The 15,449-nt window shown below is 73.4% G+C and carries 13 protein-coding genes; 7 read left to right on the top strand and 6 right to left on the bottom strand.

Annotated features, from left to right (window positions below):
- Positions 1 to 11 precede the first annotated feature (11 nt).
- The 3 genes from mshD to KOV94_RS02605 are packed head-to-tail and all read left to right on the top strand — an operon-like array spanning position 12 to position 4,191.
- Positions 12 to 989: a mycothiol synthase gene (gene mshD / locus KOV94_RS02615; RefSeq protein WP_218051133.1), complete on the top strand. Its 978-nt coding sequence runs from the start codon at positions 12 to 14 to the stop codon at positions 987 to 989.
- The gene (locus tag KOV94_RS02610; protein ID WP_124341897.1) at positions 986 to 3,220 is read left to right on the top strand and encodes an RNA degradosome polyphosphate kinase; all 2,235 of its coding nucleotides are present in this window, start codon (positions 986 to 988) and stop codon (positions 3,218 to 3,220) included. Before mshD ends, KOV94_RS02610 begins: the two co-directional genes overlap by 4 nt.
- A complete protein-coding gene (locus KOV94_RS02605) occupies positions 3,217 to 4,191 on the top strand; it encodes an NUDIX hydrolase (RefSeq protein WP_124341896.1) in 975 nt (324 codons plus the stop codon). Before KOV94_RS02610 ends, KOV94_RS02605 begins: the two co-directional genes overlap by 4 nt.
- A 57-nt stretch (positions 4,192 to 4,248) precedes the next feature.
- On the opposite strand, the gene KOV94_RS02600 is transcribed toward KOV94_RS02605, so the two are convergent.
- From KOV94_RS02600 to KOV94_RS02590, 3 genes are all read right to left on the bottom strand, one after another.
- Positions 4,249 to 5,256 (bottom strand): inorganic phosphate transporter, encoded by a 1,008-nt coding sequence (locus tag KOV94_RS02600; protein ID WP_124341895.1) that lies wholly within the window; start codon positions 5,254 to 5,256, stop codon positions 4,249 to 4,251.
- A gap of 6 nt (positions 5,257 to 5,262) precedes the next feature.
- Positions 5,263 to 5,883, bottom strand: a complete 621-nt coding sequence (locus KOV94_RS02595) for a DUF47 domain-containing protein (protein WP_124341894.1) — start codon at positions 5,881 to 5,883, stop codon at positions 5,263 to 5,265.
- 410 nt (positions 5,884 to 6,293) lie between these two features.
- Positions 6,294 to 6,893: a hypothetical protein gene (locus KOV94_RS02590; protein ID WP_162354331.1), complete on the bottom strand. Its 600-nt coding sequence runs from the start codon at positions 6,891 to 6,893 to the stop codon at positions 6,294 to 6,296.
- A gap of 252 nt (positions 6,894 to 7,145) precedes the next feature.
- Here KOV94_RS02590 and KOV94_RS02585 point away from each other — a divergent pair, with 252 nt between their 5' ends.
- The 3 genes from KOV94_RS02585 (at position 7,146) to KOV94_RS02575 (ending at position 11,073) form a co-directional block, all read left to right on the top strand.
- Positions 7,146 to 8,633, top strand: coding sequence for a sugar porter family MFS transporter (locus KOV94_RS02585; RefSeq protein ID WP_124341893.1), 1,488 nt, complete (start codon positions 7,146 to 7,148; stop codon positions 8,631 to 8,633).
- 143 nt (positions 8,634 to 8,776) lie between these two features.
- Positions 8,777 to 9,265 (top strand): MarR family winged helix-turn-helix transcriptional regulator, encoded by a 489-nt coding sequence (locus KOV94_RS02580; RefSeq protein WP_124341892.1) that lies wholly within the window; start codon positions 8,777 to 8,779, stop codon positions 9,263 to 9,265.
- A 251-nt stretch (positions 9,266 to 9,516) separates the two neighbouring features.
- Complete coding sequence (locus KOV94_RS02575; RefSeq protein WP_218051245.1) at positions 9,517 to 11,073, top strand: MFS transporter; 1,557 nt, start codon at positions 9,517 to 9,519, stop codon at positions 11,071 to 11,073.
- Between the two features lie 161 nt (positions 11,074 to 11,234).
- Here the strand turns inward: KOV94_RS02575 and KOV94_RS02570 are convergent, their stop codons facing one another.
- The 3 genes from KOV94_RS02570 to msrB all read right to left on the bottom strand — a co-directional run bounded on the left by KOV94_RS02570 (position 11,235) and on the right by msrB (position 13,090).
- On the bottom strand, positions 11,235 to 11,693 hold the full coding sequence (locus KOV94_RS02570) for a MarR family winged helix-turn-helix transcriptional regulator (RefSeq protein WP_225915912.1): 459 nt from the start codon (positions 11,691 to 11,693) through the stop codon (positions 11,235 to 11,237).
- An 89-nt stretch (positions 11,694 to 11,782) separates the two neighbouring features.
- Entirely contained in the window at positions 11,783 to 12,577 is a 795-nt protein-coding gene (locus KOV94_RS02565) for an NERD domain-containing protein (protein ID WP_124341890.1), read from the bottom strand.
- A gap of 111 nt (positions 12,578 to 12,688) precedes the next feature.
- On the bottom strand, positions 12,689 to 13,090 hold the full coding sequence (gene msrB, locus KOV94_RS02560) for a peptide-methionine (R)-S-oxide reductase MsrB (RefSeq protein ID WP_124341889.1): 402 nt from the start codon (positions 13,088 to 13,090) through the stop codon (positions 12,689 to 12,691).
- A gap of 226 nt (positions 13,091 to 13,316) precedes the next feature.
- Here msrB and KOV94_RS02555 point away from each other — a divergent pair, with 226 nt between their 5' ends.
- Positions 13,317 to 15,422 carry a putative bifunctional diguanylate cyclase/phosphodiesterase gene (locus KOV94_RS02555; RefSeq protein WP_308160322.1) on the top strand — a complete coding sequence of 702 codons (2,106 nt, stop codon included), beginning with the start codon at positions 13,317 to 13,319 and terminating at the stop codon, positions 15,420 to 15,422.
- Positions 15,423 to 15,449 lie beyond the last annotated feature (27 nt).

The following is a 15,449-nucleotide window of genomic DNA, read 5'->3' as shown; positions in this document are numbered from 1 at the left end:
GGATGTCCCGCATGGTGGAGGGCACGAACACGCAGGTCACGATCACGGCGGCGCCGGGCCGGCCGGACGACGCCACGGCGTCGCAGGTCAGGGCGCTGGCCGCCCGGGCCCAGGACGTGGACGGTGTCGCACCGCTGTCGGAGCAGCCGCTGCTCCGTCTGGCGGACCCGGCAGCCCCGGTGGTGCACCTGACGGCGCGGACGTCCGGCGGCGACCTCGTCGGGTACGCGCAGGTCGACACCGAGGCGGCGTCGGCGGAGCTCGTCGTCGACCCGGCGCACCGCCGCCGCGGCGCGGGCCGCGCGCTGCTCGACGCCGCCCGCGCGCACGCCGCCGGCACGCACACCGGCGCCGACGCCGCGCTCAAGGTCTGGGCGCACGGCGACCTCCCGCCTGCGCGCGCGTTCGCCGCCGCCACGGGCCTGGTCGTCGTGCGCGAGCTCCGCAAGCTGCGCCTCCACCTCGCGGACCGCACCGACGCGACCCGCCGCCCGATGCCCGCCGGGACGACGCTGCGCACGTTCGTCCCCGGCCAGGACGAGGAGGCGTGGCGCCGCGTCAACGCCCGCGCGTTCGCGCACCACCCCGAGCAGGGCCGGCTCACGGTCGCCGACGTGCGGGCCCGCGAGCGCGAGCCCTGGTTCGACCCCGCCGGGTTCCTGCTCGCCGAGCGGGACGGCGTGCTGGTCGGGTCGGTCTGGACCAAGGTGCACCCGGCTGGCACGGAGGCGGACGAGCCGGTCGGCGAGATCTACGTCGTGGGCGTCGACCCGGACGCGCAGGGCACGGGCCTGGGCGCGGCGCTCACGTCGGCCGGGCTCGACCACCTGGCGTCGCGGGGCCTCGCGACGGTCGTCCTCTACGTCGACGCGGACAACACGGCGGCCGTCCGGACGTACGACCGGCAGGGGTTCGTGCGGGCCGCGACCGACGTGATGCTCGCTTCCGATACCGAGGGTTCACCCGCGGGTGCCACGATGGGGTCATGACCGACGCCCCCGCGCTCGACTCCCTCGAGGAGCACCTCGCCTCGCACGTGGCACCGCAGGAGGAGCTGCCCGAGGTCGAGCCCGAACCGCTCCCCGACGACCGGTTCCTGGACCGCGAGCTGTCGTGGCTCGCGTTCAACCAGCGGGTGCTCGAGCTCGCGGAGGACCCGGACCTGCCGCTGCTGGAGCGCGTGCGGTTCCTGGCGATCTTCGCGTCGAACCTCGACGAGTTCTTCATGGTGCGGGTCGCGGGCCTCAAGCGGCGCATCGCGACGGGCATCGCGGTCACGGCGGCGTCGGGCCTGTCGCCCCGCCAGGTGCTCGAGGCCATCAGCGAGAAGGCGCACGAGCTGCAGCACCGGCACGCCCGCGTGTTCGCGGAGCAGGTGCAGCCGGCGCTCGCGGGCGAGGGCATCACGCTGGTCCGCTGGGACGACCTGGGCGACGCCGAGCAGGACCGGCTCCGCAAGTTCTTCCGGCGCCAGATCTTCCCCGTGCTGACGCCGCTCGCGGTCGACCCGGCGCACCCGTTCCCGTACATCTCGGGGCTGTCGCTCAACCTCGCGGTCGTCGTCGCGAACCCGGTGACGGGCAAGGAGCACTTCGCGCGCGTCAAGGTGCCGCCGCTGCTGCCGCGGTTCATCGCGGTCGACGCGAGCGGCCGCCCGTCGGCGCCCGACGCGGGCGCCGCCGCGCCCGAGAAGGGCCCGATGTCGTTCGTCCCGGTCGAGGACGTCATCTCCGAGCACCTCGAGCACCTGTTCCCCGGCATGGAGGTGCGCGAGCACCACACGTTCCGCGTGACCCGCAACGAGGACGTCGAGGTCGAGGAGGACGACGCCGAGAACCTGCTCAAGGCCATGGAGAAGGAGCTCCTGCGCCGCCGGTTCGGCCCGCCGGTCCGCCTCGAGATCGCCGAGGGCATCAGCCCGCGCATCCGCCAGCTGCTCGTGCGCGAGCTGCGGATGGCCGACGACGAGGTGTACGAGCTCCCCGCGCCGCTCGACTGCACCGGGCTCAACGTCATCGCCGACCTCGACCGGGCGGAGCTGCAGTTCCCGCGGTTCGTGCCGACGACGCACCGCCAGCTCGCCGAGGTGGAGAGCGCGACCCCCGCCGAGGTGTTCGCGAAGATCCGTGAGCGCGACATCCTGCTGCACCACCCGTACGACTCGTTCTCGACGTCGGTGCAGACGTTCCTCGAGCAGGCCGCCGCGGACCCCGCGGTGCTCGCCATCAAGCAGACGCTCTACCGGACGTCGGGCGACTCCCCCATCGTCGACGCGCTGATCGACGCGGCGCAGGCGGGCAAGCAGGTGCTCGCGCTGGTCGAGATCAAGGCGCGGTTCGACGAGCAGAACAACATCTCGTGGGCGCGCAAGCTCGAGCAGGCGGGCGTGCACGTCGTGTACGGCATCGTCGGGCTCAAGACGCACTGCAAGCTGTCGCTCGTGGTGCGCCAGGAGGCGGACGGCCTGCGCCGGTACAGCCACGTCGGGACGGGCAACTACCACCCGAAGACGGCCCGCCTCTACACCGACGTCGGCCTGCTCACGTCCGACCCGGAGGTCGGGCAGGACCTCACGCGCCTGTTCAACCAGCTGTCGGGGTACGCGCCGAAGTCGCGGTTCCACCGGCTGCTCGTCGCGCCGCGCTCGGTGCGCGTGGGCCTGATCGAGCGCATCGAGCGCGAGGCCGCGGCCGCACGGGCGGGCGAGCCCGCGTGGATCAAGATCAAGGTCAACTCGATGGTCGACGAGGCCACGATCGACGCGCTGTACCGCGCCTCCCAGGCGGGCGTGCAGGTCGACCTCGTCGTCCGCGGGATCTGCGCGCTGCGGCCCGGCGTGCCGGGCCTGTCGGAGAACGTGCGGGTCCGCTCGATCCTCGGCCGGTTCCTCGAGCACTCGCGGATCTTCGCGTTCGCGAACGCGACGGGCGGCGAGGACGGTGCGCTCGACGGGCCCGAGGTCTTCATCGGGTCTGCGGACCTCATGCACCGCAACCTCGACCGGCGCGTCGAGGCGCTCGTGCGCGTCGCCGACCCCGACCAGGTCGGCGAGCTCGTCGACCTCGTCGACGAGTCCATGGACGACGCGACGTCGACCTGGCACCTCGACGGCGCGGGCGACTGGCACCGCCGGCACGTCGACGACGAGGGCAACCCGCTCGTCGACCTGCAGGCCGCCCTGATCCAGCGGCAGCGGCGCCGCCCCGGCGCCAGCCGGTGAGCAGCACCGCCGCACCGGTCGTCGTCGAGGCGGCCGGCGCTCTCGTGTGGCGCGTGCGCCTGCGTCGCCTGCAGGTCGCGCTCGTGCACCGTCCGCGCTACCGCGACTGGTCGTGGCCGAAGGGCAAGCTCGACCCGGGCGAGACGCCCGTCGTCGCGGCGATCCGCGAGGTCGCCGAGGAGACGGGTCACGACGTCGTGCTCGGCATCCCGCTGCCCGGCCTGGAGTACCGCCTGTCCGACGGCCGCACCAAGCGCGTGCACTACTGGGCTGCACAGGTCGCGGGCCGCCGCGACGCCGTCGCGCTGCGGGCGCGCCCGCCGGTGCCGCGCGCGTCCCGCTCGGAGATCGACCGCGTGCGGTGGATGGACGTCGGCACGGCCGCGCGCCGCCTGACGCGCGCCGCCGACCGCGAGCCGCTCGACGCGCTCGTCGCCGCGTACCGCAAGGGGCGGCTCGACACGCACGCGCTCGTGGTCGCGCGGCACGGGTCGGCCCGCAAGCGCAGCGCGTGGAAAGGCCCCGACGCCGAACGCCCGCTGACGTCGGACGGCACGCGGCAGGCCGACGCGCTGGTCCCGCTGCTGTCGGCGTTCGGCGTCGCGCACGTCGTGACGAGCCCGTGGCGGCGCTGCGTCGAGACGGTCCGCCCCTACGCGCGAGCGGTCGGCATGCCCGAGCAGAAGGTCGAGGCGTGGTCGGAGGACGCGCACGACGAGGCGCCGGGTCTGGTCACGGGTCACGTCGACGCGCTGCTGCACTGGCCCGGCGACGGTGTGGTCTGCACGCACCGGCCGGTGCTGGGGACGGCGTTCGGGGCGCTCGCGGCACGGGCGCGCAAGGCCGTCGCCGCCCAGGTGCCCGCGGAGGACCCGTACCTGCTGCCGGGGCAGATGCTGGTCGCGCACGTCGCGCACCGCCCGAAGGGTCCGCGGGTCGTCGCGGTCGAGGTGCACGGCCCGGGCGCCTGAGCCGTCGGGGCCGCGCACGGACCCGTCCGGCGCGCGGCGCGGCAGCCGCGCGGCCCGTCAGGTGAGGATCGGGTTGAGCACCAGGTAGATGAGCGCGGCGACGATCGCGGCCGCGGGGATCGTGAGGACCCACGCGGCACCGATGTTCTTCGCGACGCCCCACCGCACGGCCGACAGCCGCTTGGTCGCGCCGACGCCCATGATCGCCGAGGTGATGGTGTGGGTCGTCGAGACCGGCGCGTGCAGCCAGTACGCGTTGGCGTAGAGCACCACGGCGGCCACGGACTCCGCGACGAAGCCGCGCGCCGGGTCGAGCTCGATGATCTTGCGGCCCAGCGTGCGCATGATGCGCCACCCGCCCGCGTACGTGCCGGCCGAGATCGCGGCCGCCGCGGAGAGCTTGACCCAGAGCGGGATCGTCATGTTGTCGGGGTCGTGGAACCCGCCCGCGATGAGCGCGAGGACGATGACGCCCATCGTCTTCTGCGCGTCCTGGAGGCCGTGCCCGAGGGCCATCGCGGCCGCCGACGCGGTCTGCGCGAGCCGGAAGCGGCGCATGGTCCGCGCGGGCGGGCGGTTCCGCACGAGCCACAGCACGCCGACCATGAGGCCGAACGCGAGCAGGAAGCCGATGAGCGGCGAGAACACCATCGGCAGGACGACCTTGTCCCAGATGGCGTCCCAGTGGACGGTGACCCCGGACGCGATGCCGACGCCCGTGAGCCCGCCGATGAGCGCGTGCGTCGACGAGGACGGCAGCCCGAGCCACCACGTGATGAGGTTCCACGTGATCGCGCCGATCAGGCCCGACAGCACGATGACGAGGCCCTCGTGCGGGCCGACGTCGCCGATGCTGATGATGTCCTCGGCGATCGTCGTCGCGACGTGCGTGCCGAGCAGCGCGCCGACGAGGTTGAAGAACGCCGCCATGAGCAGTGCGACCCGCGGCGTCAGCGCCCGCGTCGAGACCGAGGTCGCGATCGCGTTGGCCGCGTCGTGGAAGCCGTTGGTGTAGTCGAAGCCGAGGGCGAACGCGACGACGACGACGACGAGCAGGACGTCCACGTGGGCTCAGGACTCCTTGAGCGCGATCGTCTCGACCGCGTTGGCCACCTTCTCGAACGCGTCGGCAGCGTCCTCGAGCGTGTCGATGATCTCCTTGAGCTTGATGATCATCACCGGGTCGGTCACCTCGTCGAACATCTGGGCGACGAGCTTGCGGTGCGACTTGTCGGCCTGGTTCTCGAGGCGGTTGACCTCGACCCAGTACTCCGAGAGCGAGTCCATGGAGCGCAGCCGCGGCATGGCGTCGGCCGTGAGCTCGGCGGCGCGCTGGAGCACCTGCACCTGGTCGGAGACCCGCGCGGGCAGCTCGTCGATCTTGTAGAGCACGATGAGGTCCGCGGCCTCGTCCATGAGGTCCATGCAGTCGTCGAGGTGCGACGCGAGCATGTAGATGTCGTCGCGGTCGAACGGCGTGACGAAGGTCTGGTTGAGGCGCCGCATGATCGTGTGCGTCGCGTCGTCGGCCGCGTGCTCGGCGTCGGCGATCCGCTTGCCGATCTCCTTGCGGGTGGCACGGTCCGCCCCGAGCATCTCGCCGAGGAGGTTGGCCCCCGTCACGAGGTGCTTCGCCGAGTCGGCGAAGAGGTCGAAGTACGTGGTGTCGCGCGGGGTGAGGCGCAGGCGCACGGGATTCTCCGGGACGGGGGGACGGACGTGGTTCAGGCTAGGTCAACCCGGCCCGGATGCCTAACGGCGGCCGACGGGCTCGTGGACACATGGTGACAGCCCGACGACCGTGCGGGGAACGCGGTGCGCCCGTCCGGGTGGCGACGCGCCGGACGCCACGCGGGTGACGTCGCGACGGGGTCGCGCCCACAGCCGTCACGCGCGTCCGCGCAGGTGAGGGGAGGGGCGGCGCCGGACCGGGAGCGCCTCTCGGCGCGTGGCCGCTCGAAGCGGCTTGAGATGGAGCCCGGGGCTACCGCGGCCCGGCGCCTCGTCCATGCTACGTCGTCGTCGCCCGCCGTGTGCTGTGCGGAACCTCACGACGCCCGTCCGGCGAGACCGGACGTACCGGGCGCACCGGCGGGCAGCCCTCAGTCGAGGCGCTCCGCACGCCACAGCGCCGCGGCGTGCGTGAGCTCCTCCGCGGTGCGGACCAGGGACGCGGCCCCGCGCGTCGTGCGCAGCGCCCCCCGCGGGTCGACGAGGTCGAGGTGGTCGGCGTCGAACGCGGCGCCCGTCGCGAGGACCTGGCAGAAGGCGGCCGCGCGCTCGAGCGCGACGGCGAGGTCGCCCGCGTACACGCCCGACAGCACGGCGTCGGCGACGGCCCGGACGTCCTCGGGGCCCGGGGTGTCCGCGACGCCCGCGACGACACCGTGCACGGGGGCCGCGGCGACGCCCGCGCGGTAGCGGTCGGCGATCGTCACGGGGTCGCGCCGGACCCACTCGCGCAGCACGTACAGCCGCCACAGCGCACCGGGCAGCGTGTCGGGCTGGCTGTCGGCCCACAGGCCCGCGACGACGTCGAGACCCTCGTGCTCGACGAGCGCGACGAGCCGCGCGACCACGTCGGGGTCGGGCTGCGCGCGCCCGCGCCGCACGAGCGCCTGCGCCGTGGTGTGCGCGACCTCGTCGCGCAGCGCGGGCGACAGGTCGCCGGGGATCGCGTCCGCCTGCTGCGGGTCGAGCATCGCGGGGCGGCGCGGTCGACGGGGCTCGTCGCCGCTGGTCGGACCGGTCATCGCGCACCTCCTCCACGGGCGGGCCGCGGGGTCGGCGCTCACCCGTCGGACGATCTTGCCTCGTCGTGGCGGACGTCGCGCGCGCCGCCCGTCGCCCGTCCGGGGCAGGCACCAGGGCTCGACATGCGTGTCCGTGCAGGTGGGGCCACAGTGGTTCTCACTCCTCGGGACGGCCCCGACGAGTGACGGAGGTGCCACACGATGTCCGACGCGACACGGCCGCCGCAGGGGGCGGCAGGAGGATCCGAGGTGCGCCACCCGCACCACAACAAGGCCATCGCGCTCGCCGTCGCGGCGGCCGTCGGTGGCTTCCTCTTCGGGTTCGACAGCTCCGTCATCAACGGTGCGGTCGACGCGATCGGGGAGCAGTTCGACCTCGGGTCCGCCCTGCAGGGGTTCGCCGTCGCCGTCGCGCTGCTCGGCTGCGCGCTCGGCGCCTGGTCCGGCGGCAAGCTGGCCGACCACTGGGGCCGCACCAGGGTGATGTTCGTCGGTGCGGTCCTGTTCTTCGTGTCGTCGATCCTGTCGGCGATCGCGTTCGGCGTCTGGGACCTGATCCTGTGGCGGTTCATGGCGGGCGTCGGCATCGGCATCGCGTCGGTCATCGCCCCCGCGTACATCGCGGAGATCGCGCCGGCGGCGATGCGCGGCCGGCTCGGCTCGCTCCAGCAGCTCGCGATCACGCTCGGCATCTTCGCCGCCCTGCTGTCCGACCAGCTGCTGGCGACGTCCGCGGGCGGTGCGTCGGAGGAGCTGTGGTTCGGGCTCGAGGCGTGGCGGTGGATGTTCCTGGTCGCCGTGGTCCCCGCGACCGTCTACGGCGTCCTCGCGCTGATGATCCCCGAGTCGCCGCGCTACCTGGTCGCGCGCGGCCGGCGCGACGAGGCGCAGAAGATCCTGTCGGACGTCCTGGGCCCCGACGAGGACGCCGCGGCCCGCGTGCGCGAGATCGAGCACACGATCGAGGCGGACAAGAAGCTCGAGGAGCAGGCGACGCTGCGCGGCCCGCGGTTCGGGCTCCTGCCCGTGGTCTGGGTCGGCATCCTGCTGTCGGTGTTCCAGCAGTTCGTCGGCATCAACGTGATCTTCTACTACTCGACGACGCTGTGGCAGGCCGTCGGGTTCGACGAGTCCGACTCGTTCATGGTCTCGACGATCACGTCGATCACGAACGTCGCGGTGACGTTCATCGCCATCGCGCTCATCGACAAGATCGGTCGCCGCCCGCTCCTGCTCATCGGCTCGGCCGGCATGGCGGTGTCGCTCGCGGTCATGGCGATCGCCTTCACGCAGTCGACCGGGACGGGCGACGACCTGACGCTGACGGGATCGTGGGGCACGATCGCGCTGGTCGCGGCCAACGCGTTCGTCGTGTTCTTCGGCGCGACGTGGGGTCCGCTGGTCTGGGTGCTCCTCGGCGAGATGTTCCCGAACCGGATCCGTGCCGCCGCGCTCGGCGTGGCCGCGATGGCGCAGTGGATCGCGAACTTCCTCATCACGATCTCGTTCCCGCCGATGCTGGACCGGTTCGGCGCGTCCATCCCCTACCTGATGTACGCGATCTTCGCGACGCTGTCGTTCTTCTTCACGCTGTTCAAGGTGCCGGAGACGAAGGGCGTGCAGCTCGAGGACATGGAGTCCGTCAAGGTCGAGCGGCGGGCGCGCGGGACGGCCAGCACGACCCGCTGACGCGACCCGCACGTCCCGGAGGCCCCTGGCGCACCGCGCGCTGGGGGCCTTCGTCGTGCCCGGGGCGGTGTGACGCGGAATAAGTTGCCTCGCGCAAATGCTGTGCCCTACAGTCTTTGCGTCACGCAACCAAGGAGCACCCCATGACCGGCACCACCGACGCACCCGAGACGCCCACGCGTCTCCTGCTGCGCGCCATGGAGGAGCTCACCCGGTCGCTGCGCGAGGCGTCCCACGTCATGTCGAAGCAGTTCCCCTGCTCGCGCGGCGAGGTCCCGCTCATCCGCCTGCTCGCCCGTCGCGGCGCGCTCGGCGTCGGCGAGATCGCGCACGCCATGCGCGTCGACGTCTCGGTCGCGAGCCGCCAGGTGAGCCACCTCGTCGACGAGGGCTGGGTCGAGCGGACCGTCGACCCCGACGACCGCCGCGCCCGCACCCTGCGGCTCACCGCCGACGGCGAGGCCCTCGCCGCCCGCATGCTCGACGTCCGCGACGGCGCCATGCAGGCCGTCTTCGGCGACTGGGCGCCCGACGACATCGACGACGCGGCCGCCGTCCTGCACCGCATCGCCGCCACGATCGACGCCGCCCGCCTGCGCGAGCAGGCACCCGCGCTCGCCACGACCGGGTGACGGGCCCGCCGCGACCCCCACGTCGCGGACCGGCCACGACCCGCACCACCCACCGACCTGCCGACGACGCCGGGTCCACCACCGCACGACCCGAACTCGACGAGAGCGAGACCATGACCGACCGCACCGCACCCTCCGCGCCCGTGGCGCCCGCCGAGGACGAGGCCACACGCCTCGTCGAGACCTCGGCCGACGCCGCGGGCCTCCCCCTCGACCCCACCGCCGCACCCGACTCCGCCGACGCCCCCCGCATGACGCACCGCGAGGTGCTCGAGTCGCTGTCCGGGATCCTCCTCGGCATGTTCGTCTCGATCCTCGCGACGAGCGTCGTGTCCTCCTCGCTGCCGCGGATCATCTCCGACCTCGAGGGCGAGCAGTCCGCGTTCACGTGGGTCGTCACCGCGACCCTGCTCACCACCACGATCACGACCCCGATCTGGGGCAAGCTCGCCGACCTCGTCGACCGCAAGCTGCTCATCCAGCTCGCGCTCGTCATCTCCGTCGTGTCGTCCGCGCTCGCGGGCCTCTCGCACACCACCGGCATGCTCATCGGCATGCGCGCCCTGCAGGGCATCGGCGCCGGCGGTCTGACCGCGCTCGGCACGGTCCTCATCGCCGACATCATCAGCCCGCGCGAGCGCGGCCGGTACATGGGCCTCATGGGCGGCGTCATGGGCATCGGCATGGTCGGCGGCCCGCTGCTCGGCGGCCTCATCACCGACGGCCCGGGCTGGCGCTGGAACTTCTTCGTCGGCCTGCCGTTCGCGGTCGCCGCGATCATCGTGCTGCAGCGCACGCTGCACCTGCCCCCGCTCAAGCGCCGCCAGGTGAAGATCGACTACCCCGGCGCGGCCCTGCTGTCCGCGGGCATCGCGCTGCTGCTCCTGTGGGTCACCTTCGCCGGCGACTCGTTCGACTGGGCGTCCTGGCAGACCGCCGCGATGGTCGGCGGCTCGATCGCGCTGCTCGCGCTCGCCGTGTGGGCCGAGTCCCGCGCCGCCGAGCCGATCATCCCGCTGCACCTGTTCAAGAACCGCACGCTGGTCCTGTCGGTCATCGCGTCCGTCGCGGTCGGCATCGCGCTGTTCGGCACCTCGGTGTTCCTCAGCCAGTACATGCAGCTCGCACGCGGCAAGACGCCGACCGAGTCCGGCCTGCTCACGATCCCCATGGTCGTCGGCGTGTTCGTCGCCTCGACGCTGTCGGGCCAGATCATCAGCCGCACCGGCCGGTACAAGGGCTTCATGGTCGCCGGCGCGACCGTCCTCACCGCGGGCCTCGTGCTCATGGGCACGATCCACTACGACACGAGCTTCACGCTCGTCGCGCTCTACATGGTGATCCTCGGCACCGGCGTGGGCATGCTCATGCAGAACCTCGTCCTCGCCGTGCAGAACACGCTCGACGTCCGCGAGGTCGGCTCCGGCACCTCGACGGTCGCGTTCTTCCGGACGCTCGGCGGCGCGATCGGCGTGTCCGCGCTCGGCGCCGTCCTGGCCAACCGGGTGGGCGACCTCATCGTCTCCGGCCTGAAGGGCATCGGGATCGACGCGTCGGCGCTCGGCGCCGGCGGCACCAGCACGCTGCCCAACCTGGCCACGCTGCCCGAGCCCGTGCGGGTCGTCGTCGAGCGGGCCTTCGGCGACGCGATCGCGGACCTGTTCCTCGTCGCCGCGCCCGTCGCCCTGATCTCGCTCGTCGCGGTCCTGTTCCTCAAGGAGGTGCCGCTCGGCCGCAAGTCCGGCATCGAGCAGCGGCTCGAGCAGGACGCCGACGTCGACGAGAAGGCGCCCGCCACGGTCGCCTGACCTCAGCGCACCGACGCCACGCGCCGCCTCTCGGGAAGCCCGGGGGCGGCGCGTGGCGTCTGTGCGTGCGGCAGGTCAGCGCGTGCGGGAGGTCAGCGCGACCGGGCGGTCAGCGCGGCGCGGGCCGTCGGCGCGTCCAGGCGGTCGGCGCGTGCGCGAGGTCAGTCGTGCTGGCGGATCGCCGCGAGCGCCGAGTTCAGCCGGTCGAGCTGCTCGGCGAGCGCGTCGACCTCTTCCGCGCTCCAGCCGTCGAGCGCGCGCAGCAGGAACTCGCGCCGGGCCGCACGCGCGGCCGACAGGCGGCGCTGCCCCTCGTCGGTGAGGTCGAGCAGCTGGCCGCGGAAGTCCTCGGGGTCGGGACGGCGCGAGACCAGGCCGATGGCGCCGAGCCGCGCGAGCTGGCGGGAGATCGTGCCGCGGCCGACGCCGATGTACGTCGCGAGGTCGCTGGCCCGGACACCGGGCGTCGCCTCGATGTGCCCGAGCAGCACGTACGCCGACGGCTCCAGGTCGGGGTGCACGTCGCGCGCGAGCGCCGCCGACGACGCGTGCGCCCGGCGCAGCAGCAGACCGAGCTCTCGCTCGAGCCTCGCGAAGTTCTCCTCGACCACGTCCCCCATCCTCGCCCCACCAGGGGTACCCGGGCGGGCGAAATCGTTGGACAGCTGCCCGACACGCCGGACGAACTAGGTGCTGGCACCCAGACGGGTCAGCGCGACCAGGTCGTGCGTCGTCCCGCGATGGTCGCGATCGCGGCGGCACGGTCGGCCCCGAGCCGCGGGGCCATGCGGCGGAAGATGCCCGGCACCTCGGTCCGCGGGACGACGAGCACGTCGTCCGTGCCGCCCGGCGAGCGCACCTCCACGCGTCCCTGCACGACGAGCACCGCGCGGACGACGACGCCCGCGCACGCGGCCGCGAGCAGCGCGGTCTGGACGCGCGACGCCTCGAGCCGGGCGTCACGCAGGTACGGCACGGGCTCGCCGTCGACGGTCATGAACCGGCCCTCGACGACCACCTCCGAGCCGGTGAGGTCGCGCTCCGAGACCGCGAGGATGCCGCCCGGCCCGACCAGCAGGTTCTGGAGCACGGACCCCTGCCGGCCCACGGGCACGTCGTGCAGCACCTGCCAGCCCTCGTCGACGAGCCGGGACAGGCGCGTGCGCACGGAGCTGCCGCGCTCGCCGCGGTACGCCGGCAGCGACGGGGCGTCGGCGGAGACGGTGCCGAGCCACGCCTCGAGCGCGGCCTGGTCGAGCGCGTCGAGCGCGTCGGTCGCGCTGGCCGGCACGGGCAGCACGAGCGCGCCGGTGTCGGTGCGCAGGTCCGCGCGCAGCCACGCCTGCGCGGCCATGCGGACGCCGTCCTCCAGCGCGGGGTGCTCGACGACGACCTCGCCGGACTGGAGGTCCACGGACCCGACGGGTGCGCCGGTCTCCTGCGTGACGAAAAGACGGTCGGCGCCGTAGCGGCGCCACCGTCTCACCGTCAGCAGCTCGTCCACGTCAGCATTATCGGCAGGAACGGGCCCGGACTTCAGGTCTGTCGACCATCCGGACGGCCCCCGTCGGGGTGATCCCCGATCGTCCCGCGACGGGGGCTTCGTGCCTGGCGGTCAGGCGCTCTGCTCGAACGTCAGGCTCACCGAGTTCATGCAGTAGCGGTCACCCGTCGGGGTCTGCGGCGCGTCGTCGAAGACGTGCCCCAGGTGCGACCCGCAGCGCGCGCAGCGGACCTCGGTCCGCACCATGCCGAGGCTGCGGTCGACGAGCAGCTCGACGCGGTCCTCGGCGAGCGGCGAGAAGAAGCTCGGCCACCCGCAGTGCGAGTCGAACTTCGTCTCGGACCGGAACAGCTCGTTGCCGCACGCGCGACAGCGGTACACGCCGACCCGCTTCTCGTCGAGCAGCTCGCCCGTCCAGGCGCGCTCGGTGCCCGCCCGGCGCAGCACCGCGAACTCCTGCGGCGCCAGCTCGGCGGCCCACTGCTCGTCGGTCTTCTCGACCTCGTAGCCCATCTCGTCCTCCTCGTGGGAACCGCGCGGTGCGGCGCCCGACCGGTGCAACACGGCAGGGGCGCCACCGGTTCCCGACGCGCCGGACGGGTCGCTGACCAGCGCGTCTCGCAGTTCCTCGGCACTTCGGTCTACGGTGCCCCGTAGCGCACGCTCCTCCCGCGCTGACCGAAAGCCGCCGAACCCGACCGACTCGCCCCCGGTCGTCCTTCCCGCCCGTGAGGTCCGCGTGCCCCGTACCCGTCGACCGTGGTCGCTGACGCGCTACTTCGCGGTCGTGAGCGTCGTCGCCATGACGGTCCTCGGGCTCGCGCTCGTCGTCGTGTCGGCGAACGTCATGGAGCGGCAGTCCACGCGCGACGGGATGGCGTCCGCGGAGTCGGTGCAGTCGTACGCGACCGGTCAGGTGCCGACCGACTCGTTCGTGCTGGCCACCGCGCTGACCCCCGAGCAGGACGCCGCGGTGCGCGCGGCCGTCGCCGGGTTCGCGGACAGCGTCGTCGAGGTCCGGCTGTGGGCGCAGGACGGGACCCTCATCTTCTCGACCGCCGACCGCACGACGAGCGGCTTCCCCGACGGTGACCGGCTCGACGCGACGATGCGCACCGGCGAGCCGGACGCGAAGGTCGTGACCGACGTGCGCGGCGACGAGGGCGAGGCGAGCGGCACGCAGACCGACGTGCTCGACGTGTACGTGCCGGTCACCGCGGGCGACACGCTCACCGCGGACGGGCAGGCGACGGACGCGGGCGAGGTCGTCGGGGCCGCGGAGGTCATGCTCGACCACACCGGCTCGGCCGACGCGGTGGGCGACGCGGTGCGCACGGTCGGCATCGTGGTCGGCGTCGGGCTCGTGCTGCTGTGGGTGCTGCTGTTCCGCACGGTGCTCACGACGTCGCGCCGCCTGCAGGCGACGGCGCTGGAGAACGCCCGGCTCGCGCTGCTCGACTCGTTGACGGGCCTGCCGAACCGGCGCATGCTCGCGGACCGCATGCGCCGCACGATCGCCGAGGCGCAGCAGGACGGGACGCGCGTCGGGCTGATGATGCTCGACATCGACCACTTCAAGGACATCAACGACTCCCTCGGCCACGACCGGGGCGACGAGCTGCTCGAGCAGGTCGCGGAACGGCTGCGCGGCGCGCTGCGCGGGAACGACGTCGTCGCACGGCTGGGCGGCGACGAGTTCGCGGTCCTGCTGCCCGACGTGCGCTCGGTGGAGAACGCCGAGCGGCTCGCGCGGCGCGTGCGCGGGCTGTTCGCGACGCCGTTCCCGCTCGGCGACCTCGCGCTGCACGTCGAGACGTCGGTCGGCGTGGCGTGCCTGCCGGAGCACGCGAGCGACGCGTCGTCCCTCATGCGGACGGCGGACGTCGCGATGTACGCCGCGAAGCACCGCCGCACGGGCGTCGCCGTCTACTCGCTCGACGAGGACGACTCCTCCCCCGCGCGCCTGGTCCTGCTGGGCGACCTGCACCGTGCGCTCGACGCGGCGAGCCCCGACTCGCACGAGCTCGAGATGCACTACCAGCCGAAGGTGGACCTCACGACGGGCCGCACCGTCGGCCTCGAGGCGCTCATGCGCTGGCGGCACGAGACGCGCGGCCTGCTGGCGCCCGCGGCGTTCATCCCGCTCGCCGAGCAGTCGGGCCTGATCCACGACGTCACGCGGTACGCGCTCACGGCGTGCGTCCGCCAGCTCGCGCAGTGGTCGCAGGACGGCCGGAGCACGCCGGTCGCGGTCAACCTGTCGGCGCACGACGTGGCGTCGACCGACGTCGTCGACCTCATCGAGCGGCTGCTCGAGGAGCACGCGGTGCCCGCCGAGCTGCTCGAGGTCGAGATTACCGAGACCGCGCTCGTCGCGGACCGGTCGCGCGTCGTGCCGGTGCTCGAGCGCCTCGGCGAGCTCGGGGTGCGGGTCGCGATCGACGACTTCGGCATCGGCAACACGTCGATCTCGCAGCTGCGCGACCTCCCGGTCGACGAGCTGAAGATCGACCGGCTGTTCGTCGCGGACCTCCAGGCGGGGGGCCGCGAGGGCTCGGAGGTCGTCGTCCGCGCGATGGTCGACCTCGCGCACTCGTTCGGGCTGCGCGTCGTCGCGGAGGGGGTCGAGGACGAGCACACCGCCGAGATCCTCGCGCGGCTCGGCGTCGACCAGGCCCAGGGCTTCCTCTACTCGCGCGCGGTCCCGCCGGCCGACCTCACGTTCGGCACGCTCGTCCCCACACCGCGTCGCGGGGCCGACGAGTCCACGCGACCTGCGGGTTCACGTCCGGGCGGGCGGCGTCGCCCCCGGACGGCGCAGACCACTCGTCACTCGAACGAGTGAATCTCACCCGGATGCCTCAACCCGCGC

The organism is Cellulomonas algicola (assembly GCF_019024305.1).
GTDB lineage: Bacteria > Actinomycetota > Actinomycetes > Actinomycetales > Cellulomonadaceae > Cellulomonas > Cellulomonas algicola.
The sequence above is the reverse complement of the archived record's forward strand: the minus strand, read 5'-3'. Positions and strand labels throughout refer to the sequence as shown.

Excerpts from the sequence above, each read along its gene's own strand:
- KOV94_RS02575 (WP_218051245.1), top strand. The coding sequence starts at position 9,517 with ATGACGCACCGCGAGGTGCTCGAGTCGCTGTCCGGGATCCTCCTCGGC.
- mshD (WP_218051133.1), top strand. The coding sequence starts at position 12 with ATGGTGGAGGGCACGAACACGCAGGTCACGATCACGGCGGCGCCGGGC.
- KOV94_RS02585 (WP_124341893.1), top strand. The coding sequence starts at position 7,146 with ATGTCCGACGCGACACGGCCGCCGCAGGGGGCGGCAGGAGGATCCGAG.
- KOV94_RS02610 (WP_124341897.1), top strand. The coding sequence starts at position 986 with ATGACCGACGCCCCCGCGCTCGACTCCCTCGAGGAGCACCTCGCCTCG.
- msrB (WP_124341889.1), bottom strand. The coding sequence starts at position 13,090 with ATGGGCTACGAGGTCGAGAAGACCGACGAGCAGTGGGCCGCCGAGCTG.
- KOV94_RS02590 (WP_162354331.1), bottom strand. The coding sequence starts at position 6,893 with ATGCTCGACCCGCAGCAGGCGGACGCGATCCCCGGCGACCTGTCGCCC.
- KOV94_RS02570 (WP_225915912.1), bottom strand. The coding sequence starts at position 11,693 with ATGGGGGACGTGGTCGAGGAGAACTTCGCGAGGCTCGAGCGAGAGCTC.
- KOV94_RS02580 (WP_124341892.1), top strand. The coding sequence starts at position 8,777 with ATGACCGGCACCACCGACGCACCCGAGACGCCCACGCGTCTCCTGCTG.